The organism is Aquamicrobium sp. YD-1-mutant5 (assembly GCF_059509755.1).
Genome location: NZ_JCAKKP010000014.1, coordinates 17,290 through 38,337, shown reverse-complemented (window position 1 = coordinate 38,337; position 21,048 = coordinate 17,290). Strand labels below are relative to the sequence as shown.

The following is a 21,048-nucleotide window of genomic DNA, read 5'->3' as shown; positions in this document are numbered from 1 at the left end:
GAAAGTTTTAACGATTGCCCATCCGGCGACACGATCTGCAAGCTATCCACAGCCACGTTTTCTGCCGATCTCGCGATACCGCCACGGCAGGAACCAGCGAAAGCGCTGTCCGAGCTGCTCAGGCACGTTGTCGATGCCGCGCGTTCCGCCCGGCCCGCAGCGCAGAAAGCGGAACAGGCCCATCCAGCCGCCAGCCCACAGGCCATGGCGGGCGATCGCCTCATAGGCATATTCGGAACAGGTCGGCAGATGCCGGCAGGTGTTGCCGATGAAACCCGACAGCGTGAGCTGATAGAGGCGCACCAGAGACGTGCCCAGCACGCGGCCCGGCGTTTTGCGCCATGCCCCGGCCCAGTTGCGGCCTGCCCTGCAGGCCTGCGGTGCATGATTGTGCCCGTCTGTCACGCTTTTGTCCCGGCTGATTGCTCGTCCAGACAGATGCGGTTTCCGGGCGGGCTTTGCAATGTTTCAAGGGCGCGGCGTCAAGGATAAGTGAACACTGCGTTGCCGCCCCCAGCCATTTGAATGGACGGTCGGGCCTGACTATCTTCGGCGCAACACAACGCCCGGCAACAGGCCGGACAGGAGGCCGCTATGCCCGACATCACTGAACCGCAGATCATAGAGCTCGGAGTGGACACGTTCGGCGACGTCACCTTCGCCGATGACGGAACCCTGCTGCCGCAGGCGCAGGTGATCCGCAACCTGATCGATCAGGCGGTTCTTGCCGATCAGACCAAAGTCGACTTCATCGGCGTTGGCGAACATCACCGGGATGACTTTGCCGTCTCCGCACCCGAAGTGGTGCTGGCCGGTATCGCCGCGCGCACGGAACGAATCCGGCTTGGCTCGGCTGTCACCGTTCTGAGTTCGGACGATCCGATCCGCGTGTTCCAGCGCTTCTCGACGGTGGACGCGATCTCCAACGGCCGCGCCGAGGTCATTCTCGGGCGGGGCTCGTTCACCGAATCCTTCCCGCTGTTCGGCTTCAAGCTCTCCGATTACGAGACGCTGTTCACCGAAAAGCTGGACCTGTTTGCGGCTTTGATCAAAGGTGGGCCGGTGACGTGGCAGGGCTCGGTGCGTCCGCCCCTCCAGGAACAGCACGTTTATCCGCCCATCGAGCATGGCACGCTGAAGACCTGGATCGGCGTTGGAGGCAGCCCGGAATCGGTGATCCGCGCCGCCCGCTACCAGTTGCCGCTGATGCTCGCCATCATCGGTGGCGATCCGAAGCGCTTCAAACCCTATGCGGATCTCTACCGCGATGCGCTCTCGCAGCTCAACGCACCTGCGCTGCCCATCGGCGTGCATTCGCCCGGCCACATCGCCGAGACGGACGAGCAGGCGCGCGAGGAACTGTGGCCGAGCTACAAGAAGATGCACGACCGCATCGGCGGCGAGCGCGGCTGGGGGCCGGTGACGATCGCCGCCTTCAATTCGGAGGCCGATATGGGCTCGCTCTATGTCGGCTCCCCGGAAACGGTGGCAAAGAAGATCGCCTCCACCGTCAAGGCGCTCGGCGCCCAGCGGTTCGACCTGAAATATTCGTCAGGTCCGATGGAGCACGGGAAGATGATGCGTTCGATCGAACTTTACGGGACGCGGGTCATTCCCATGGTTCGCGAACTGCTGGCGGAATGACCTTATGAAAATCCCCCTCCCGTGACCGGGAGGGGGATTTTTTCATGCCGCTTCTCATGCCGCTTCTCCGGCCTTCGCCTTTTCGATCTGATCGATGCAGTCGACCACGGCGTCGAACACCAGCATGGTGGAGGCATGGCGCGCCTTGTAGTCGCGCACCGGCTCCAGATATTTCAGGTCGTCGAAACGCCCCTGCGGCGCAGCCCCTTCTTCCTTGAGCATTTTCAGCATGGTCTCACGCAGGTCGCGCAGTTCCTGCGCGTTCGCGCCGACGACATGCTGCGCCATGATCGAAGAGGACGCCTGACCGAGCGCGCAGGCCTTCACATCATGCGCATAATCGGTGACGATGCCGTCACGCATGGACAAATCGACAACAACCGTCGAGCCGCACAGTTTGGAATGTGCTTTCGCAGTTGCGTCAGGATTTTCCAGCCGCCCGATGCGCTCGATATTTCCGGCAAAAGCCAGAATTTTCTTGTTGTAGACGTCGTCGATCATGATTTTCCGGTTCCTCGCCATCAAATGGACGGCGATTGCCTTATCCACACTTTCAATCGTGGCCCTTGCTCCATATATAATGATGAGGTTCCGGGAACGGCAAGCTGCCTTTGCGCGTCTATGCTTCCGGAACCCAGTCACGCCGCATGCGGGCTTTCAAGCGATCCCGTAACAGGCTGTGGTCCGTTCAACTCGTTCCTCCACCGAGGGGAACTACGGGAGACGCCTTTATGGACGCCGTCATCAAGCAGAAAATGCCTGCCTCCTCCTATCTGGACAAACCGGTTACCGACCGGCCGACGCAGGAAGAGGTCGAAGCCGCGGTGCGCACCCTGCTGCGCTGGACGGGAGACAATCCCGATCGCGAAGGCCTGATCGATACGCCCAAGCGCGTGGCCAAGGCCTATCGCGAGATGTTCAACGGCTACGACATGTGCCCGGCCGAAGAGCTTGGCCGCACCTTCGAGGAAGTGGCCGGCTACGATGATCTCGTCGTCATCCGCGACATCCAGTTTCATTCGCATTGCGAGCACCACATGGTGCCGATCATCGGCAAGGCGCATGTCGGCTATCTGCCGGACGGCAAGGTCGTCGGCCTCTCCAAGATCGCGCGCGTGGTCGATATCTTCGCCCATCGCCTGCAGACGCAGGAATCGATGACGGCGCAGATCGCCAATGTCATCCAGGATGTGCTCAATCCGCGCGGCGTGGCCGTGCTGATCGAGGCGGAGCATATGTGCATGGCCATGCGCGGCATCCGCAAGCAGGGTTCCACCACCCTCACCTCCACCTTCACCGGCACGTTCAGCGACAATGTCGAGGAACAGATCCGGTTCATGACCATGGCGCGGGGCGGGCTGGCGCGCTAGACGCGCCTTCCCCCCTTTCGCAGCCAACGCACTTACGGGAGCAGCCGGCATGGCGCTGACCTTCACCCCCGCCCCTGCGGACAAAACTGCGCTCGAACAGGAGAACGGGGCCTTCACCCCACGCTTCGACGCCAGCGGTCTTGTCACCGCGGTGGTGACCGATGCCGCCGACGGCATGCTTTTGATGGTGGCGCATATGAACGCCAAGGCGCTGGCGCTGACGCTGGAAACCGGCGTCGCCCATTACTGGTCACGCTCGCGCAACGCCTTGTGGAAGAAGGGCGAGACGTCGGGAAACCTGCAACAGGTCGTGGAACTGCGCACCGACTGCGATCAGGATGCGGTGTGGCTGCGCGTTAAGGTCGCAGGCCACGATGCAACCTGCCATACGGGCAGGCGTTCCTGCTTCTACAGGAAAGTGGACGTTCGCGACGGCGCTGCCATCGTTTCCGGAGACGGAACCGCACCCCTGTTCGACGCAGATGCCATCTATCGAAAGTCTCACTGACCCACCCCCCGGCTTGCTTCTATACTGATTCACCTTTTCGATACGGGACGGGCATAGACTGAACGGAACACAAGGGAGATCGTGATGCTCGAATGGGCGTCATTACGTGGCAAACCACAGGTCAGCGAAGCCAACGGGCTGTCGTCGGCCAGCGGCTCCGCAGATCCCTTTCCCCCTCCGGCAAAAGGCATTGCGCTGGCACTTGGCGGCGGCTGCGCGCGCGGCTGGGCGCATATCGGCGTGCTGCGCGCGCTGGACGAAGCCGGCATCGAGATCTCCATGATCGCCGGCACCTCCATCGGCGCGCTGGTGGGTGGCTGCTACCTTGCAGGCAAGCTGGATGAACTCGAAGAGTTCGCCCGCAGCCTCACCAAGCGCCGCATTTTCGGCCTGCTCGACATCACCTTTCGCGGCAGCGGCCTGTTCGGCGGTCTGAAGCTCGATGCGCGCCTGCGCGAGCATCTCAACGGAACGCGTTTCGAGGATCTTCCCAAACCCTTCGTCGGCGTCGCTGCGGAAATTCACAGCGGGCACGAGATCTGGCTCTGGAAAGGCTCGCTGATCACCGCCATGCGCTCCTCTTACGCCCTGCCCGGCATATTCGCGCCGGTGCAGTGCAACGGACGGCTGCTGGTGGACGGCGCGCTGGTCAATCCGGTTCCCGTGTCGGTGTGCCGCGCCTACGAGCAGCCGGCGGTGGTTGCCGTCAATCTCAGTTCCGACAATTTCGGCCGCGCGGCCGTGATCCGCCATGATGCCGGGAACGGAGCGACCGACGCCTCCCCTCATGCGGCCGAGCAGACTTCGGCGCATGACGCGCGGCTTGGCATTACCGGCGTGATGTTCGAGGCCTTCAACATCATTCAGGATCGCATTTCGCGGTCGCGGCTTGCTGGCGACCCGCCCGATCTGTCGCTGCAACCGAGGCTCAGCCATATCGGGCTGGCCGATTTCCATCGCGCCAGCGAAGCCATAGATCTCGGTTACGAAGCCGCCATGGCCAATGTGGAGCAGCTCAGGCGGCTGCAAAGCGCGCTGGTCTGATCATGCCGCCTGATCACGATTCTGCGGCGTCGATGATCCTGAACTGAGCGCTGCGATTGCCGTTCCAGTAGTTCGACGACAGCGAACCTGCCGTATGAATGGTCTGCCCGCGGCTCCTGAACAGGAAATCGCCGAGTGCTGTGTCGGCGGCCCGAAAGGCGATGCCCTGAATGCGCCCGCCGCTATCCGAGCGCAATTCCGCCCGGATGTGGTTTGCGCCCACCAGCCGCGCATCAACCAGCCTGTGACGCGGCAGCGCGAACACCGGCGCGACATGGCCGGTGCCGTAGGGACCAGCCTTTTCCAGCGTGTCGAGCAGTTGCAGCGTGGCGCCTTCAGCGGCAAGGGCTGCATCGATCAGCAGGCTTTCCTGATCCTGAAGCCGGAACACATCGGCCGCCGCCCGCTCCTCGAAGAAGGCGCGCAGTGCGCCGAGCTTTTCCTTCTCCACAGTGATGCCTGCCGCCATGGCATGGCCGCCGCCCTTGACCAGCAGCCCCGCCTCCACCGCCTCGCGCACCATGCGCCCGAGGTCGAAACCCGGAACCGAGCGACCCGACCCGGTGCCGATGCCATTTGGATTGAAGGCGATGGCAAAGGCCGGCCGGCGCGCGTGATCCTTCAGGCGCGAGGCCAGAAGCCCGACAATGCCCGGATGCCATGACGGATCGGCCGTAACGAGAACCGCAGGGCCATTGCCGCCGGCCAGCTCGGCGTCCGCCTCGGCGCGGGCCTGCGCCAGCATTTCAACTTCCATCGCCTGCCGCTCCTGATTGAGGCGGTCGAGCGTTTCCGCGATCGATTGTGCCTCGACCGGGTCGTCGGTTGCCAGCAGCCGGCTGCCCAGCGCGGCATCGCCGATGCGCCCGCCGGCATTGATGCGCGGTCCGATGAGGAAGCCCAGATGAAAGGCGTTGATCGGCTCGCCGATGCGGGACAGTTTCGCCAGCGCAGCAAGCCCCACATTGGACTGCTGGCGCATGATCTGAAGCCCCCTGACCACGAAGGCCCGGTTCACCCCAACCAGAGGAACGACATCGCAGACCGTCGCCAGCGCGACCAGATCGAGCAGACCCAGCAGGTTCGGCTGCGCGCTTGCGGCAAGCCGCTGGCGCAGCACCTTCGCCACCTGCACGAGCGTCAGGAACACGACGCCTGCGGCGCACAGATGCCCCTGCCCCGAAAGGTCGTCCTCCCGGTTCGGGTTGACCACAGCCACGCCCTGCGGCAGCGCGCCCCCCACCTGATGATGATCGATCACCACGACATCGGCGCCGGCTTCCTTCGCCGCTTCGATGGAGGCCGCACTGTTGGTGCCGCAGTCGACGGTCACGATCAGCGACGCGCCGCGCGCCACAAGTTCGCGCATCGCATCCGGATTGGGGCCGTAGCCCTCGAAAATGCGGTCTGGAATGTAGATTTCGGATTCGACGCCGAAATGCGCGAGAAACCGCTTCAGCAGGGCGGAAGAGGCGGCGCCATCAACGTCATAGTCGCCGAAGATCGCCACCTTCTCCTTGCGCACGACGGCATCGGCGATGCGGCTGGCGGCCTGCTCCATGTCGGTCAGCGAGGCCGGATCGGGAAGCAGGTCGCGGATCGTCGGGTCGAGGAAGCGCGCGGCTTCCGCCGCCTGCACGCCACGCCCGGCCAGCACCCGCGCCACGATGTCGGGAACACCGTGTCCCTGCGCGATCGCCAGAGCGATCATGTCCTGGCGGTCGCTCAGCCGATGCTCCCAGAAGATGCCCGTCGCGGAACGCCGGACATCGAGGAAAAAACGCTTGTCGGCCATTATCTCTCGCATTCCCTGTGTGAGACGCGATTACAGGCCGACAGCATCGCCACCGTAATCAGAACTTGTCCAGATCCTGATGGCGCGCCTTGATCTCACGCACGGTGCGCGAGGACGAGCGCAGCACGATGGTGTGGGTGGTGATGTAGTTGCTGGCGAACTTCACGCCCGACAGCATGTTGCCGTCGGTGACGCCGGTTGCGGCGAACAGCACGTCGCCGCGCGCCATTTCCTCGGCGCGATAGACCTTGCGCGGATCGCTGACGCCCATGCGGGCCGCGCGCTCGACCTTTTCCGGCGTGTCCAGAATGAGACGGCCCTGAATCTGGCCGCCGATGCAGCGCAGCGCGGCAGCCGCGAGCACGCCTTCGGGCGCACCGCCGGTGCCCATATAGATGTCGATGCCGGTCTCGTCTGGATCGGTGGTGTGAATGACGCCGGCCACGTCACCGTCGCCGATCAGGCGGATGGCGGCGCCCGTGGCGCGCACGGCCTCGATGATGGCGGCATGGCGCGGACGGTCGAGAATGCAGGCGGTGATCTCGGAAACCGGAACGCCCTTGGCCTTGGCCAGGCTCGCGATGTTCTCGGCCGGGGACGCATCGATGTCGATCACATCGTCAGCATAGCCGGGACCGATGGCGATCTTTTCCATGTAGACGTCGGGCGCGTTGAGCAGGCTGCCCTTTTCCGCCAGCGCCACGACGGCGAGTGCGTTGGGCAGGTTCTTGGCGCAGATCGTCGTGCCTTCCAGCGGATCGAGCGCGATGTCGACTTCAGGGCCGTTGCCGGTGCCGACTTCCTCGCCGATGTAAAGCATCGGCGCCTCGTCGCGCTCGCCTTCGCCGATCACCACCGTACCCTTGATGGCAAGGCGGTTCAGCTCGGTGCGCATCGCATCGACGGCGACCTGATCGGCGGCCTTCTCGTCGCCGCGCCCGCGAAGCCTGGCCGCAGCCACCGCCGCGCGCTCGGTAACGCGCACCAGTTCCATGGTCAGAACCCGGTCGAGGCCCGCACTGATCTTGTCTGCCGCATTCATGATCTTGCTCAATCCCTTTTCCCATGCCCCTTCGTGGAGCTTTGCCCTCTTTTGTCAAAGGCGCGTGACAACAGCAAGTCCCGGCGCAACAATCAACAAAGAAGCAGCAATATCAATCGATTGAAAGGCCTGGAGCAGCGGGCGTTCTGACGAACGCACCCCCGCTGCTCCAGCTTGTTTTCCCCGGCCGCATTTGTGCGACGTCAGACGATTCCGTCTGACTGCAACATGCTCTATCCGGCCCGCTCGATACGGATCACCTGCGGCTTGTCGACCAGATGTCCATCCGCGACGATACCTTCCACCGCCCTGCGCACCGCCGCTTCCGTGGTCTCGTGGGTGACGAGAATGACTGTCTTCTGCGTTTCAGGGTTGGCGCCGTTGGCGTGCTGGACAATGGATTCCAGAGAAATCTCGTTCTCGGCCATGCGCGTGGCGACGGCGGCGAAGACACCGGCGCGGTCATGCACGGTCAGGCGGATGAAATAGCCACCCTCATGCGTGCGCATGCGCGCCCTGACATAGGGATGCAGTTCCTTCGCCGGACGCCCGAACACCGGCCCATGCTGGAACCCCGGACGGCTCTTGGCGATGTCGGCAATGTCGCCGATGACGGCGGACGCCGTGGCGTTGCCGCCGGCACCGGGGCCGGACAACAGCAATTCACCCAGAATATCGGTCTCGATCGCCACCGCGTTGGTGACACCATGCACCTGTGCGATGACCGATGCCGTCGGCACCATGGTCGGGTGCACGCGCTGCTCGATGCCGGTTTCGGTGCGCTGGGCAACGCCCAGCAGCTTGATGCGATAGCCGAGTTCGCTGGCAGCGCGGATATCAGCCTGCGTGATGTTGGAGATGCCTTCGAGATAGATGTCATCGGGAGCGATGCGGCTGCCGAAAGCAAGGCTGGTGAGGATCGACAGCTTGTGCGCGGTGTCGTTGCCTTCGATGTCGAAGGTTGGGTCGGCCTCGGCATAGCCGAGGCGCTGCGCGTCCTTCAGGCAGTCCTCGAAGGACAGGCCTTCCGCTTCCATGCGGGTAAGGATGTAGTTGCAGGTGCCGTTCAGGATGCCGAACACCCGGCTGACCGTATTCCCGGCCATGGCCTCGCGCATGGTCTTGATGACCGGAATGCCGCCGGCGACAGCCGCCTCGTAGTTGAGGAGAATGCCGCGTTCTTCCGCAATGCCGGCCAGTTCCACGCCGTGACGGGAGAGAAGAGCCTTGTTTGCCGTGACGACATGGCGTCCGGCTTCGAGTGCGGCGGTGACGCTGGCGCGGGCTGCGCCCTCTTCCCCGCCGATCAGTTCGACGAAAACGTCGATATCGGCATTGCGTGCGAGGTCCACCGGATTATCGAACCATTTCGCGCCGGAAAGATCGACGCCGCGGTCACGGCTGGCATCGCGCGCTGACACCGCGCTGACAATAATGTCCCGGCCGCATTGGCGAGTGAGTTCAGCGGCCTTTTCCGCCAGAACCCGTGCGACCGCAGCACCCACGGTGCCGAGGCCAGCTATTCCAACGCGCAATGCTTCAGCCATGACAGGCTCAGTCCCTTCTTCAGATGTTCAAGAGTGTAGCTGGCCGTCAGCGATGGGCTGAAAGCGGAACCACATTTTGAAATTGAGCGGCGTCCATGGACAGGAAGCGCTTGATGTTGCGCGCTGCCTGACGGATGCGATGCTCGTTTTCGACCAGCGCCACGCGAACGAAGTCATCGCCATGCTCGCCGAACCCGACACCGGGAGCGACGGCGACATCGGCGTGCTCGATCAGGAGCTTGGAGAATTCCAGCGAACCGAGATGCCGATACTTCTCCGGAATGGGAGCCCAGGCAAACATCGAGGCCGCAGGTGCGGGGATCGGCCAGCCGGCGCGCGTGAAGGCGTCCACCATCACGTCGCGGCGCTTATGATAGACCTCGCGCACCTCGGCGATGTCGGAACCGTCGCCATTGAGTGCCGCGGTCGCCGCCACCTGAATGGGGGTGAAGGCGCCATAGTCGAGATAGGATTTGACGCGGGTGAGCGCCGAAATCAGCCGTTCGTTGCCGACGGCGAAGCCCATGCGCCAGCCGGGCATGGAGAAGGTCTTCGACATGGAGGTGAACTCCACGGTGCAATCCATCGCGCCAGGAACCTCCAACACGGAAGGCGGCGGGTTGCCGTCGAAATAGATTTCCGAATAGGCGAGATCGGAGAGGATGATGATGTCGTTCTTCTTCGCGAAGGCGACCACATCCTTGTAGAAGTCGAGCGAGGCGACCAGCGCCGTCGGGTTCGACGGATAGTTCAGGATCAGAGCCAGCGGCTTCGGGATCGAATGGCGAACGCCACGCTCCAGCGCCGGAATGAAGTCATCATTCGGCTCGACCTGCATCGAGCGGATGACGCCGCCGGACATGATGAAGCCGAAGGCATGGATCGGATAGGTCGGATCCGGGCACAGCACGACATCGCCCGGCGCGGTGATGGCCTGCGCCATATTGGCGAAGCCTTCCTTGGAGCCGAGTGTGGCCACGACCTGCGTGTCGGGATCGAGCTTCACGCCGAAGCGGCGGGCATAGTAACTGGCCTGCGCCTTCCTGAGACCCGGAATGCCGCGCGAGGAGGAATAACGATGCGTGCGCGGATCGCGAACGACCTCGCACAGCTTGTCGACGATCGCCTTCGGAGTCGGCAGATCGGGATTGCCCATGCCAAGGTCGATAATGTCTGCGCCACGGGCTCGCGCGGCCGCCTTCAGGCGATTGACCTGCTCGAACACGTAAGGTGGGAGGCGGCGGACTTTATGAAATTCTTCCATGGCAATTCCAGCGATCGGAAAGCGTAAAAACAGGTGCGCGGTATAGACCTATTTACAGGTCGGGTCGAGGGCGGGATCGCATTTGCCCTCGATCTGCCTCAGCGTATCAGGACCATGCGTTGCAGCAAGCTTGCGCAGGGCCGCGCTTTCATCCTTCACGCCTTTGGAGCGGGCCGGATTCTGCGCGGATGCGCGCTCGGCGTTGAGTTGGCTAAGCTTGGCCTGCGCCTCCGCATCGGTGAACTGGGGCGCCGCCTGCCCCGGCTTTATATTCAGGTTGGGATAGGAGCCGGTATCGCGCGGGCCCACCACATTGCCGCCGGCCTGCGAGGAGGCGCCCTGAGCGCTGGTGCCGGAAGGCCCGTTACTGGCGCAGGCAGAGAGGCCGAGGGCCGTTGCTGCCACTGCGATTGCAAGGAAATATCGCGCCCTTGAGCCCGCCGCTTTTTCGATACCAGCTGTCATCGTAAATCCGTAAAATCCGGGGTAGACCGTGTTGGACCCTATCCGCCTAGTCATGATAGCATGTCAACCACAGGGTCAGGGAGGAGTTGCGCGAACCATGTCCGAAAAAGCGGGCCAAGGCAAAGGCGAAAGCGACAATCAATCCTCCATCGAGCAATATCTGGTGAAGGATCCTGAGCTTTTCGCGCTCAATCTCGCCCGCATGATCGAACAGGCCGGCAAGGCAGCCTCGGCATGGGTGGAGCCCCGCGAAAAAGGCGAGGTTCGCGACCACATGGCCGAGCCGGTGGCCGACATGGTGAAAACCTTCTCCAAGCTCAGCGAATACTGGCTTTCCGATCCGCAGCGGGCGCTGGAGGCGCAGACGCGCCTGTTTGCCGCTTATATGGACGTGTGGAGCAAGGCCATCCAGCGCCTGAACACCACGCCTGACGCCCCGCAGGTCGAGGATGCCGTAAAGCCGGAACGCGGCGACAAGCGCTTTCAGGACCCTGAGTGGGGCCGCAACGCCTTTTTCGATTTTCTCAAGCAGACCTATCTGGTCACGTCGCGATGGGCCGCCGATCTCGTGCACCAGACAGAAGGGCTGGACGAACACACGCGGCAGAAGGCCAATTTCTACGTCAAACAGGTTGCGGCAGCCATGTCGCCGTCGAATTTCCTGTTCACGAACCCCGAACTGTTCCGCGAGACCATGGCCTCACATGGAGAGAACCTCGTTCGCGGCATGAAGATGCTGGCCGAGGACATCGCCGCCGGCAAAGGCGAACTCAGACTACGGCAATCCGATTACAAGCGCTTCTCGATCGGCGAGAACATCGCCGTCACGCCGGGCAAGGTGGTGGGCCGAAGCGACGTGGCCGAAATCATCCAGTACGCGCCCTCGACCGACAAGGTACTGAAGCGGCCGCTGCTGATCTGCCCGCCATGGATCAACAAGTTCTACATTCTCGACCTGAATCCGGAAAAATCCTTCATCCGCTGGGCCACGGAGCAGGGTCACAGCGTGTTCGTCATCTCATGGGTGAACCCGGACGAACGCCACGGCGCCAAGAACTGGGAGGCCTATATCAGGGAAGGCCTGCAATATGGGCTGGACACGATAGAGAAGGAAACCGGCGAGCGTGAAGTCAATGCAATAGGATATTGCGTCGGCGGCACGCTGCTTTCTGCCGCTCTGGCCCTCATGGCGCAGGAAGGCGACCACCGGGTACGTTCCGTGACCTTCTTCACCACGCAGGTCGACTTCACCCATGCCGGCGACCTCAAGGTGTTCGTCGACGAGGATCAGATCAGCGCGCTGGAACGCGCCATGCAGGAAAAGGGCTATCTGGACGGTACCCGGATGGCGACGGCCTTCAACATGCTGCGCTCCAGCGACCTCATCTGGCCGTATGTCGTGAACAACTACATGCGCGGCAAAGACCCGATGCCCTTCGACCTGCTGTACTGGAACGCCGATTCCACGCGCATGACGGCGGCCAACCACTCCTTCTATCTGCGCAACTGCTATCTGGAGAACAATCTCTCGGCGGGACGGATGCAGCTTGCCGGCCGCACCATATCGCTCGCTGACATCAGCATCCCCGTCTATAATCTGGCGGCCAAGGAAGATCACATCGCCCCTGCCCGGTCCGTTTTCCTCGGCTGCAAATTCTTCGGCGGCGATGTGGAATATGTGATGGCAGGGTCCGGCCATATCGCCGGCGTGATCAATCCGCCGCATCTCAACAAGTACCAGTACTGGACCGGCGGCAAGCCTGAAGGCGATTTTGACAAATGGTTCGCGCAGGCCAAGGAAACCCCGGGTTCCTGGTGGCCGCACTGGCACGGATGGATCGAAAGCCAGGATGCGGATCGCGTAGATGCCCGCCTTCCCGGACAGCGGATTCAGCCTCTGGATGAGGCGCCCGGCACATATGTCCGTGTGCGAGTGTAACAATCTGTAATGTCTGGTGAGTTGACGACCGGCGCCAAGCGGGTGAAATGGCTGCGTCAACTCTCTGGTAATCTTATTCTGTCGATAGTCGCCGAATTCACAGCAAGGTTGCCGATTTGACACAGGTCCCGTTTGCGAACCCGGGGACACGATCAGATCGATGCTGACGCCTCAAACGCCTGCGTCGATACGACATCGGACGGAATGCAAGGGAGTTTTGTTTTGAAATCAGCAGGATCGCGCCTCGCAAAAGGTGAATGCCGGTTCGTTACCGCTGCCCTCCTGTCCATATTCCTTGCGTCCTGCTCGTCGACCGTCGATCCGACTTTGTCTGTCGACATGCCGGGCTACAATGCAGCCGATCTGACGCCCGCATCCTCTGCGTCTTTCGCCAGCGAATCAGCAGTCGCCGCCGAGCCGCAGCAGCTTATGAGCGCCGAGGGTGACACCGATTTGCCCGATCAGGTCGCTTTTATGCCGGCGCAGAAACCCTCGACTTCGGTTGCAGCGATGGAAGCTGTGAACGGCGAAGCCGCGCACACGCTTCAGGCACAGGCAGCAGCGCTGGGTCAGACGCAGGCGCCGCAGGAAACGGCTCCAGCCACGGAAACGCTCGCAGTGGCAACGGCAACAGAACCGGTGCCTGACGCAAAACCGGTTCAAACCGCCTCCGTCCAGACTGCACAGCCGGCTGAGGTCCAGCAAAAACCCGCGGAATTTTTCGTAACCGCCACCGAACCTCCGCAGCAGCCGGCGCAGCAAAAGAAGAAGGGCTTCCTTGCTTCTTTCTTCGGTGCCTCGTCAGCTTCAGCATCCCCCGCAGCAAAGTCGAACCCGGTCGTTCCGGCGCAAACCGCCGCCAAGCCGGTCGTAACGCTCGCCTCGACCGGCGCTGCGAAGCCCGTGATTGCCTCCGCGAGCGCGGCGCGCAGCAATTTCTCCGGTGATTCCCTTCCCGGCGTTCGCCAGAACGCCCTTTTCGAGATCAAGCGCAAATCCGGTATCGATGACGACAGCGATGTCGATATCAATGAGGATGAAGGCCCGGCCACCTATCAGGTGGCTTCGGCAGCCGGTCTCGCCCGCCTTGCACCCAACGGCCTCCTGAAGCAGACGGAGAGCGTGGACGTCGCGTGTCTCAAGCCTTCGCTGGTGCGTGTGCTCAAGGGCATCGAGAACCACTACGGCAAGAAGCTGATCGTCACCTCGGGATATCGCGACCCCTCCCGCAACCAGCGCGCACGTGGCGCGAAGAATTCGCTGCACATGTATTGCGCAGCCGCCGACGTGCAGGTTCCGGGCGTCAGCAAGTGGGAGCTTGCCACGTATCTGCGCTCCATGCCTGGACGCGGTGGCGTTGGAACCTACTGCCACACAGAATCGGTTCATGTGGATGTCGGCCCTGAACGCGACTGGGATTGGCGCTGCCGTCGCCGCAAATAAGCTTCCCGCCCGGAATTTTTCGGGCGATATCGAAAAAACGGCTTTCTCCACAAGCATTTCGAGAAAAAAGTTGTCGCAGAGCCGGATGATGGGTTGCCCCTTTCAAACAACCCAACTATATACCGCCAACATCTGAACGCGCCCATCGTCTAGCGGTTAGGACGGCGCCCTTTCACGGCGCAAACAGGGGTTCGATTCCCCTTGGGCGTACCAGATTTTTCAAGCACTTCATCCAGATCCGGTACGTCGCCCACGCGGTCGATTCGTGCGCTGTCAGCCTCGCCCGTAACATGCTTTTGCAAATCGTCATTGGCATGCAGGGGCTGCCGATGCGATCAGTTCGGCAGCGGCGGACCTTCGGGCGAGCTTGCGGGGGTGGCTTCAGGCAATGCTCCTTCGGGAGCGCCGCCCTTGAACATCTCCCCTCTGGTCCGATCCGTGTGGTCCGGTTTGATCGGACAGCCTGCCGTGATATGGTCGCGATGGGGCTGGCGGAAGACGGGTTGTGAAATTGAGCGAAGCAGAGCAGGTCAGCGGGCGGCAGATCGCAGCCGGAAGAGTTTTGGCGGGCATCGGCCAGGACAGGCTGGCGCGGCTCGCAAATATCTCCATTACAACCTTGCGGCGCATGGAATCCAGCGAAGGTCCGGCCGGCGGGCTTCCAAACAATGTGCGCGCTGTCAAAGCTGCCCTTGAGCAGCTTGGCATCCGTTTCATTCCCGAGAATGGCGGCGGCGCTGGTGTAAGGCTGAAGTTCAGCGCTTCCGAAGTGAGACGAATCGCAACGCTGGAAGGCGAAGGCGGGATCGTCGCGGACGACGACTTCTGATCAGTCCTCAATCCCCGGATCAGCACCCTGCCTGACAGGGTGTTTCATCATGCATATCTGAAAGGAAATTCCTGTGACCGACATCGTGGTTCGTGACAGCAATGGAAACCAGCTCAATGAAGGCGACAGCGTCACCCTCATCAAGGACCTGAAGGTCAAGGGCACGTCGGAAACCATCAAGCGCGGCACGATGGTCAAGAACATCCGCCTGAACGGCAATCCGGGCGAGATCGAAGCCAATACGAAGCAGGTCAAGGGTCTGGTCCTGAAGACCGAATTCGTCAGGAAGGCGTGAACAAGCGGGGCGGCCCGGCGCGTTTTAACGGAACATTGACTCTTGCACTCCATACCCGAAAGCATGAGCCAGAATGACGAAAAACAAGCGCCGCGCCACTGGGAGACACTGATCTGCCTGGCGCGGGTCGGTGTGCTCTTCGCACCTGTTTTCGTTGGCCTGCTTGCGCTGGCGATTCTGTCGGCCAGGGAGCCTTCAAGGTCCCTTCCCGCCGCGATCGACCCCTTCATGACAGGCTCGATCCGGCGCTGAAACCTCAGCCCTTTCTGATCGCCTTCACGTTCCGAACAAGCGCACTCATGACAAGCCAGACACCGTCGTCTGGCTTGCAGGCCTGCACGGAAGGTGTTTTCCGGTGATCAGGCCGTACCATCGCGCTGTTGCAGGTAGCTTCCCTGAAGCTCGGCCTGAACCGCATCCTGCAAGCCAAGTATCTCGGTGCGGATTGCATCGTCACTGAGACCGGCTCCCCGCATTTCACGAACGATGCCGGCAATGCGCTCGCGCCAGAACAGATTGGCCGCCGGGCCGTGCACGACCTTGAGATCGTCAACGAGGGACCGGATAAGCCGGGTGCGGGAATGAAGGGGGAAAGGAATCAAGTCAGCCATGGGAGGCATGCTTGAGCCATCATGGTTTACAGATGGTGAACATGGAACGAATTATCGTCCTTCAAATCGATACGTGCTTAGCCTTGAAACCCCGATTCAGGGTTAACATATCCTGGCAAGGTGAAGCCGCGCCGTGGCGCGCCACCCCATTCAATTGGCAAACTCTTCGGATTCAGGAGGACCTGATGAGCACAAGGACGTTCGACAGCCCCGTTTTCGTCAAGCAAGGCTGCGGCCTTATACAAGAGATCGCATGCCTCGAAGATGCACTCGAATTTCTGTATGAGTGGCCGCGCGAAAGGCGTGGCCCCATCCATGCCACAGCGCTGCGTGCGTGCCAGAAGGCCTTCGAAACGGACTATCCGCTCGCCGCGGCCCGCGCCGCATTCGTTGGCTTCGCGAAATCCAGTCGGATCCTTGAAGACATCACCGCGACCATGCCGTGGTCGCAGGTGAGCAGTTCGACGGCAGGCAGCGCACGCGGAGCATGACGAAGGTGATTTGCGCGAGCGCTTTGCCGCTACGCTGTCACCTCAGATCTTCGCCTGACGCAGCAACTCGTTGATACGCGACTGCCAACCGGGACCGGTGGCCTTGAACTTGGCCACCACCTCCGGGTCCAGCACATTTTCCATGCGCATGCCCTCCTGCGGCACAGGGCTGGGGCGGCGCCAGCGTCGGCGCTCATCAATGGCGTTAAGAACATCACATGCCGAGCGCGCCTCGCTTTCGGAGAGGCTGCACAGCACCCTGTCGCCGAACACCGCCGGCGTCTCTTCCTCGCCATCCCACACGGTCCACAGATTGGTGGGATCAAGGACGATACTGAATCGTTTCTCGCGAATCGACATCTCGCTGCTTCCGGTCTGCGCCCCCGACAGCAGGTTGTTCGCGATTCCTATCGCTGGATGATTAATATGAACAGCGAGATTGTATTCAAATAAATATCTGTTTTTATTAAATTTTTATGGATCGATCGAAGTTGCGGATTAGCGGCGGTTTGTGTCAGGCCGGCCGGATCCGATACTCCTCGCCGCCTCGATCCGAAAGCATCGCATCTTTGGCAAGCAGGTCGCTTACACGACAGAAGGCAGCGAACGCCTTGCGTGCCTCCTCGGTGGAAACAACATCGACGCTCGCGCCAAAACAGGCATCGAAAGCTGCCTGAAACAACGGCCCCTGCCTGCCCACTGGCCAGTTCTGGAGAAACGCCAGCGCCTGGTCGACGCAGTAAATCTCTTCGACGGGCTGCCCGTCCTTCAATGAAAGACGTACCGGAACTGAAAACTGTAGCCTGTCCATTTGCTTTCCCCGTTTCGGCCGATCATGTCAGGGTATGGTGAGGCTGCAGCGGCTTTCACAGGTCAGCCCCATGATTGCCGCCACATTGCCGGCTGTCTGGTAAATGCAGCCGGGTTCTGGTGGTTCCCGAAAACACCCCGTTTCGGGCGATGGGTTGAAGACGAAGGCAATCGGTGCCAAATGATGGGGAAATTAATTCTGAAGTCAGTCGCCGGAAGCCATGACCACTTATCTCGACGCCGAGACCGCGCCTCTTCGCAATACCGGGCAGATCCGCCTCTACAATGAAGAAGGCTTTGCCGGCATGCGCAAGGCCTGCAACCTGACCGCGCGCTGCCTCGACGCGCTCGTCGATATCGTCAAGCCCGGCGTGACGACCAATGCGATCGATCGTTTCGTGTTCGAGTTCGGCATGGACAACGGCGCCCTGCCCGCAACGCTGAATTATCGCGGCTATACGAAGTCGACCTGCACCTCCATCAATCATGTCGTCTGCCACGGCATTCCCGACGACAAGCCCCTGCGCGACGGCGACATCGTCAATATCGATGTCACCTACATCGTGGATGGCTGGCATGGCGACGCCAGCCGCATGTATCCGGTTGGCACCATCAAGCGCGCGGCCGAGCGGCTGCTCGAAGTCACCTATGAGTGCCTCTTGCTCGGCATCGCGGCGGTGAAGCCCGGCGTTCGCACCGGCGCTATCGGCGCCGCCATTCAGGCCTATGCCGAGGGCGAACGCTGCTCCGTGGTCCGCGACTTCTGCGGCCATGGCGTCGGCCAACTTTTCCACGATTCACCGAATATCCTGCACTACGGCAACGTCAACGACGGCGTGGAGATGCGCCCCGGCATGATCTTCACCATCGAGCCGATGATCAATCTCGGCCGGCCTCATGTGAAGGTGCTGTCCGATGGCTGGACCGCCGTGACCCGTGATCGCTCCCTTTCCGCGCAGTATGAGCACTCCATCGGCGTGACCGAAACGGGCTGCGAGATATTCACGCTGTCACCCAGGGGGCTCGACCGACCCGGCCTGCCGTCCTAACATCAGGGCCGCCGGCAAAGGTGGCCTGCGCGTTAAGGGGGTCTGTATGGGTGTTTCGGGGGGCGTATGAGCAAGAACGGCGGCGATTCGCACGGGTTTCTGGCGGAGCAGCCAATGCCCGAGCTTCGCAAAAGCGCCTCAGCTGACGAGAAGCCGCACTATCTCGGACACCGTGACCGGCTGCGCGAACGCTTTCTCACCTCAGGACAGGGCGCCCTGCCCGACTACGAGCTTCTGGAGCTGTTGCTGTTCCGCCTGATCCCGCGCTCGGATACCAAACCCGTTGCCAAGGCGCTGCTTGCACGGTTCGGTTCGCTGGCCGAAGTTCTGGGCGCTCCCATCAATCTTCTGCAGGAAGTGAAAGGAATTGGCCCTGCCGTGGCTCTGGACCTCAAGGTCATCGCGGCCGCCGCCCAGCGCATGGTGCTCGGCAAGATCAAAGGGCGCGAGGTGCTGACCTCATGGTCGCAGGTTCTGGACTATTGCAAGGCCGCCATGGCCTTCGAGGAGCGCGAGCAGTTCCGCATCCTGTTCCTCGACAAGAAGAACGGACTGATTGCCGACGAAGTGCAGCAAACCGGGACGGTCGATCACACGCCCGTCTATCCGCGTGAGGTGATCAGGCGCGCGCTGGAGCTTTCCGCCACCGCCATCGTGCTCGTGCATAATCACCCCTCAGGTGATCCGACACCATCACGCGCGGACATCGACATGACGAAGGAAATCATCGAGACCGGCAGGCGCCTTGGCATAGCCGTGCATGACCATCTCATCATCGGCAAAAAGGGCTATGCCTCGATGAAAGGCCTGCTGCTGATCTAGAGCATCAGACCGAAAGCGGGAACCGGTTTTCGGTTGTTCGGATCCTCGATCAATAATTCAGTTCGTCCTTTGTGCGTCCGAATGGACGCACCACGATCTGAGGCGGGATTCAGTTCGTTCCGGCGGCATCCGGGGCCGGGACGTCGGACTTCTGCTTGCAGTCCTTCAGCCACACGTCATAGACGGCGTGTTCCACGGCGTTGAGGCCCGGGCTTTCGGCAAACATCCAGCCGGTGAAGATGCGCCTGATCTTGCGATCCAGCGTGATTTCATCGACCTCGACGAAGGAATCCGTCTTCGGAGCTTCAGCACCCGGGCGGGAATAGCAGACGCGCGGCGTGACCTGCAGCGCGCCGAACTGGACGGTCTCGTCGATGTAGACATCGAAGGTGATGATGCGGCCAGTGATCTTGTCGAGCCCTGCGAACTCGGCAACCGCGTTGTTCACGCGCTCGGCAACCGTGGGTTCGGCAGCATGAAGCGGTGCCGAAAATGCGCAGGCGGCGATCACAGACGCCGCAGCGCTTTGCCAGATACGGCCGAATTCCCTCATGCAAAAACACCGATTGTTGCGCCAGCGATGATTCGAAAGGCTAGCGGGCGTTGCGGATGAGGCAACCAGCTAAACACAAAATGTGGCAACAAAAGCCACGCAGCACTGGATTCCTCAGGCGCCCGGCGTCCAGGCGTCATAATCGCCGGTAACCTGCGGGCGATGGCCCGTGCCGAGAATCGAGCCCTTCGGACGATATGCTGCCGGTGTGCCCGTCAGATTGGGATGGTGCGGCTTCTGCCAGTCGCGGGGCTTGTACTCTTCCCGGACAGGAGGAACGTCAACGCGGTGATGCATCCAGCCGTGCCAGCCCGGCGGAATGGCCGAAGCTTCCGAATAGCCGTTAAAAATGACCCAGCGGCGCGTACGCCCTTCCGAATTGACACCGCCTTCGTAATAAACGTTGCCGAACTCGTCTTCACCGACGCGCTTGCCCTTGCGCCACGTATAGAAGCGCGTGTTCAGCGTCTGGCCGTTCCACCAAGTGAAAATCTGCAGGAGAAACTTTTTCATCCAATCCTCGCCGGGCAAAACCGCCTGCCCGCTGCTTATGACCCTGCCATATGGCAATGACAAGCGTTTTGGGCAAGCCTTTTGCTATTGCGGTGCACAATGCGCCTTGCCAAGCCCCTGTCATATTTCTAATGCTGCCAGCCCATCGGGGCCATGCGGCAAAATACCGGAGGGAGAGAATGGCACCTGTCTTGTCGGCGCAATCGCACGCCAGAACCGAGGCGATCCGCTCCGCCAAGAGCGGCGAGCCGGTGGTGTGCCTCACTGCCTATACCTATCCGGTCGCAAAGCTTCTGGACCCGCATGTCGACCTGCTTCTGGTCGGCGACAGCGTGGCCATGGTTCTGCACGGCCATGAAAACACGCTTGGCGCCACCATGGACATGATGATCCTGCATGGGCAGGCCGTCATGCGTGGGGTGCGCAATGCCTGCGTGGTGGTGGACATGCCGGCCGGCAGCTACGAAGATTCGGCCGAACAGGCGCTGGCCTCCGCCAGGCGTATTTTCGAGGAAACGCATTGCCATGCCGTGAAGCTGGAAGGCGGCACGGAAATGGCCGACCGAATCGCCGCAATCGTCAAGGCCGGCATTCCGGTGATGGGTCACATTGGCCTGCAGCCCCAATCCGTCGAGAAGGAAGGCGGCTACAAGATCAAGGGCAGAACCGACGAAAGCGCCGCAAAGCTTTTGGCGGATGCGCGCGCGGTTGAACAGGCCGGCGCTTTTTCCGTGGTGATCGAGGGCACGATCGAGCCGCTGGCAGCCGAAATCACGCGAATTCTCTCGATCCCGACCATTGGCATCGGAGCAAGTGCGGCCTGCGACGGGCAGGTGCTGGTGATCGACGACGCCATTGGCCTGACGATCGACCGGGTTCCGAAATTCGTCAAGGAATATGCCGACCTGCGCAACGAGGTTGCCAAGGCGGCGATGAGCTATGCGGCCGAAGTACGCGCCCGCGCCTTCCCGACCGCGGACCATGTGTTCCGCAAGCAGACACCGAAGGGCTGAC

Annotated in this window: 24 protein-coding genes, 1 tRNA gene and 1 pseudogene; 14 read left to right on the top strand and 12 right to left on the bottom strand. The window is 61.7% G+C overall.

Annotated elements, in window-relative coordinates; all coding sequences use genetic code 11:
- Positions 1–42: 42 nt before the first annotated feature.
- Positions 43–405 (bottom strand): membrane protein insertion efficiency factor YidD, encoded by a 363-nt coding sequence (gene yidD, locus AC5XE7_RS16725; protein WP_495366902.1) that lies wholly within the window; start codon positions 403–405, stop codon positions 43–45.
- A 189-nt stretch (positions 406–594) separates the two neighbouring features.
- Between yidD and AC5XE7_RS16720 the strand changes: the two genes are divergently transcribed.
- The gene (locus AC5XE7_RS16720; protein ID WP_495366901.1) at positions 595–1,644 is read left to right on the top strand and encodes an LLM class flavin-dependent oxidoreductase; all 1,050 of its coding nucleotides are present in this window, start codon (positions 595–597) and stop codon (positions 1,642–1,644) included.
- 54 nt (positions 1,645–1,698) lie between these two features.
- On the opposite strand, the gene AC5XE7_RS16715 is transcribed toward AC5XE7_RS16720, so the two are convergent.
- Positions 1,699–2,145, bottom strand: a complete 447-nt coding sequence (locus AC5XE7_RS16715) for an iron-sulfur cluster assembly scaffold protein (protein WP_183829289.1) — start codon at positions 2,143–2,145, stop codon at positions 1,699–1,701.
- A 230-nt stretch (positions 2,146–2,375) separates the two neighbouring features.
- Between AC5XE7_RS16715 and folE the strand changes: the two genes are divergently transcribed.
- The 3 genes from folE (at position 2,376) to AC5XE7_RS16700 (ending at position 4,566) form a co-directional block, all read left to right on the top strand.
- Complete coding sequence (gene folE, locus AC5XE7_RS16710; protein WP_239798517.1) at positions 2,376–3,014, top strand: GTP cyclohydrolase I FolE; 639 nt, start codon at positions 2,376–2,378, stop codon at positions 3,012–3,014.
- Positions 3,015–3,063: 49 nt separating this feature from the next.
- Positions 3,064–3,522 (top strand): phosphoribosyl-AMP cyclohydrolase, encoded by a 459-nt coding sequence (hisI, locus tag AC5XE7_RS16705; protein WP_495366900.1) that lies wholly within the window; start codon positions 3,064–3,066, stop codon positions 3,520–3,522.
- Between the two features lie 84 nt (positions 3,523–3,606).
- Positions 3,607–4,566 carry a patatin family protein gene (locus AC5XE7_RS16700; RefSeq protein WP_495366899.1) on the top strand — a complete coding sequence of 320 codons (960 nt, stop codon included), beginning with the start codon at positions 3,607–3,609 and terminating at the stop codon, positions 4,564–4,566.
- A 13-nt stretch (positions 4,567–4,579) separates the two neighbouring features.
- Here AC5XE7_RS16700 and recJ read toward each other — a convergent pair whose 3' ends face one another.
- The 5 genes from recJ to AC5XE7_RS16675 all read right to left on the bottom strand — a co-directional run bounded on the left by recJ (position 4,580) and on the right by AC5XE7_RS16675 (position 10,679).
- Complete coding sequence (recJ, locus tag AC5XE7_RS16695; protein WP_495366898.1) at positions 4,580–6,361, bottom strand: single-stranded-DNA-specific exonuclease RecJ; 1,782 nt, start codon at positions 6,359–6,361, stop codon at positions 4,580–4,582.
- 58 nt (positions 6,362–6,419) lie between these two features.
- Positions 6,420–7,403: a class II fructose-bisphosphatase gene (gene glpX / locus AC5XE7_RS16690; protein ID WP_495366935.1), complete on the bottom strand. Its 984-nt coding sequence runs from the start codon at positions 7,401–7,403 to the stop codon at positions 6,420–6,422.
- A 233-nt stretch (positions 7,404–7,636) separates the two neighbouring features.
- On the bottom strand, positions 7,637–8,950 hold the full coding sequence (locus AC5XE7_RS16685) for a homoserine dehydrogenase (protein ID WP_495366897.1): 1,314 nt from the start codon (positions 8,948–8,950) through the stop codon (positions 7,637–7,639).
- Positions 8,951–8,996: 46 nt separating this feature from the next.
- Positions 8,997–10,214, bottom strand: coding sequence for an LL-diaminopimelate aminotransferase (locus tag AC5XE7_RS16680; protein WP_495366896.1), 1,218 nt, complete (start codon positions 10,212–10,214; stop codon positions 8,997–8,999).
- 48 nt (positions 10,215–10,262) lie between these two features.
- Positions 10,263–10,679, bottom strand: a complete 417-nt coding sequence (locus tag AC5XE7_RS16675) for a hypothetical protein (RefSeq protein ID WP_495366895.1) — start codon at positions 10,677–10,679, stop codon at positions 10,263–10,265.
- Positions 10,680–10,776: 97 nt separating this feature from the next.
- Between AC5XE7_RS16675 and AC5XE7_RS16670 the strand changes: the two genes are divergently transcribed.
- The 6 genes and pseudogenes from AC5XE7_RS16670 to AC5XE7_RS16645 all read left to right on the top strand — a co-directional run bounded on the left by AC5XE7_RS16670 (position 10,777) and on the right by AC5XE7_RS16645 (position 15,437).
- Entirely contained in the window at positions 10,777–12,618 is a 1,842-nt protein-coding gene (locus AC5XE7_RS16670; protein WP_495366894.1) for a PHA/PHB synthase family protein, read from the top strand.
- A gap of 222 nt (positions 12,619–12,840) precedes the next feature.
- Positions 12,841–14,061, top strand: a complete 1,221-nt coding sequence (locus AC5XE7_RS16665; RefSeq protein WP_495366893.1) for a YcbK family protein — start codon at positions 12,841–12,843, stop codon at positions 14,059–14,061.
- A gap of 138 nt (positions 14,062–14,199) precedes the next feature.
- Positions 14,200–14,274: transfer RNA gene (locus AC5XE7_RS16660), tRNA-Glu, on the top strand.
- Between the two features lie 298 nt (positions 14,275–14,572).
- Positions 14,573–14,815, top strand: a pseudogene (locus AC5XE7_RS16655) (transcriptional regulator); the annotation flags it as partial.
- A gap of 148 nt (positions 14,816–14,963) precedes the next feature.
- A complete protein-coding gene (locus AC5XE7_RS16650) occupies positions 14,964–15,185 on the top strand; it encodes an alkylphosphonate utilization protein (RefSeq protein ID WP_183829263.1) in 222 nt (73 codons plus the stop codon).
- A gap of 63 nt (positions 15,186–15,248) precedes the next feature.
- Positions 15,249–15,437, top strand: a complete 189-nt coding sequence (locus tag AC5XE7_RS16645; protein ID WP_495366892.1) for a hypothetical protein — start codon at positions 15,249–15,251, stop codon at positions 15,435–15,437.
- A 107-nt stretch (positions 15,438–15,544) separates the two neighbouring features.
- Here AC5XE7_RS16645 and AC5XE7_RS16640 read toward each other — a convergent pair whose 3' ends face one another.
- Positions 15,545–15,796 (bottom strand): DUF6074 family protein, encoded by a 252-nt coding sequence (locus tag AC5XE7_RS16640; protein ID WP_183829257.1) that lies wholly within the window; start codon positions 15,794–15,796, stop codon positions 15,545–15,547.
- Positions 15,797–15,807: 11 nt separating this feature from the next.
- Here AC5XE7_RS16640 and AC5XE7_RS16635 point away from each other — a divergent pair, with 11 nt between their 5' ends.
- Positions 15,808–16,287, top strand: a complete 480-nt coding sequence (locus tag AC5XE7_RS16635) for a DUF982 domain-containing protein (RefSeq protein ID WP_495366891.1) — start codon at positions 15,808–15,810, stop codon at positions 16,285–16,287.
- A 42-nt stretch (positions 16,288–16,329) separates the two neighbouring features.
- Here the strand turns inward: AC5XE7_RS16635 and AC5XE7_RS16630 are convergent, their stop codons facing one another.
- Together AC5XE7_RS16630 and AC5XE7_RS16625 are read right to left on the bottom strand one after the other, a co-directional pair.
- Entirely contained in the window at positions 16,330–16,647 is a 318-nt protein-coding gene (locus tag AC5XE7_RS16630) for a BrnA antitoxin family protein (protein WP_183829250.1), read from the bottom strand.
- A gap of 154 nt (positions 16,648–16,801) precedes the next feature.
- Positions 16,802–17,098, bottom strand: a complete 297-nt coding sequence (locus AC5XE7_RS16625; protein WP_495366890.1) for a DUF982 domain-containing protein — start codon at positions 17,096–17,098, stop codon at positions 16,802–16,804.
- A gap of 220 nt (positions 17,099–17,318) precedes the next feature.
- Between AC5XE7_RS16625 and map the strand changes: the two genes are divergently transcribed.
- Positions 17,319–18,146, top strand: coding sequence for a type I methionyl aminopeptidase (gene map / locus AC5XE7_RS16620; protein WP_495366889.1), 828 nt, complete (start codon positions 17,319–17,321; stop codon positions 18,144–18,146).
- A 66-nt stretch (positions 18,147–18,212) separates the two neighbouring features.
- Positions 18,213–18,968: a RadC family protein gene (gene radC, locus AC5XE7_RS16615; RefSeq protein ID WP_495366888.1), complete on the top strand. Its 756-nt coding sequence runs from the start codon at positions 18,213–18,215 to the stop codon at positions 18,966–18,968.
- A gap of 109 nt (positions 18,969–19,077) precedes the next feature.
- Here the strand turns inward: radC and AC5XE7_RS16610 are convergent, their stop codons facing one another.
- Together AC5XE7_RS16610 and AC5XE7_RS16605 are read right to left on the bottom strand one after the other, a co-directional pair.
- Positions 19,078–19,521, bottom strand: a complete 444-nt coding sequence (locus AC5XE7_RS16610) for a DUF2155 domain-containing protein (protein ID WP_239798504.1) — start codon at positions 19,519–19,521, stop codon at positions 19,078–19,080.
- Between the two features lie 114 nt (positions 19,522–19,635).
- A complete protein-coding gene (locus tag AC5XE7_RS16605; RefSeq protein ID WP_280200323.1) occupies positions 19,636–20,034 on the bottom strand; it encodes an NADH:ubiquinone oxidoreductase subunit NDUFA12 in 399 nt (132 codons plus the stop codon).
- A 179-nt stretch (positions 20,035–20,213) separates the two neighbouring features.
- Between AC5XE7_RS16605 and panB the strand changes: the two genes are divergently transcribed.
- The gene (gene panB, locus AC5XE7_RS16600) at positions 20,214–21,047 is read left to right on the top strand and encodes a 3-methyl-2-oxobutanoate hydroxymethyltransferase (protein ID WP_495366887.1); all 834 of its coding nucleotides are present in this window, start codon (positions 20,214–20,216) and stop codon (positions 21,045–21,047) included.
- The last annotated feature ends 1 nt before the right edge of the window (position 21,048 follow it).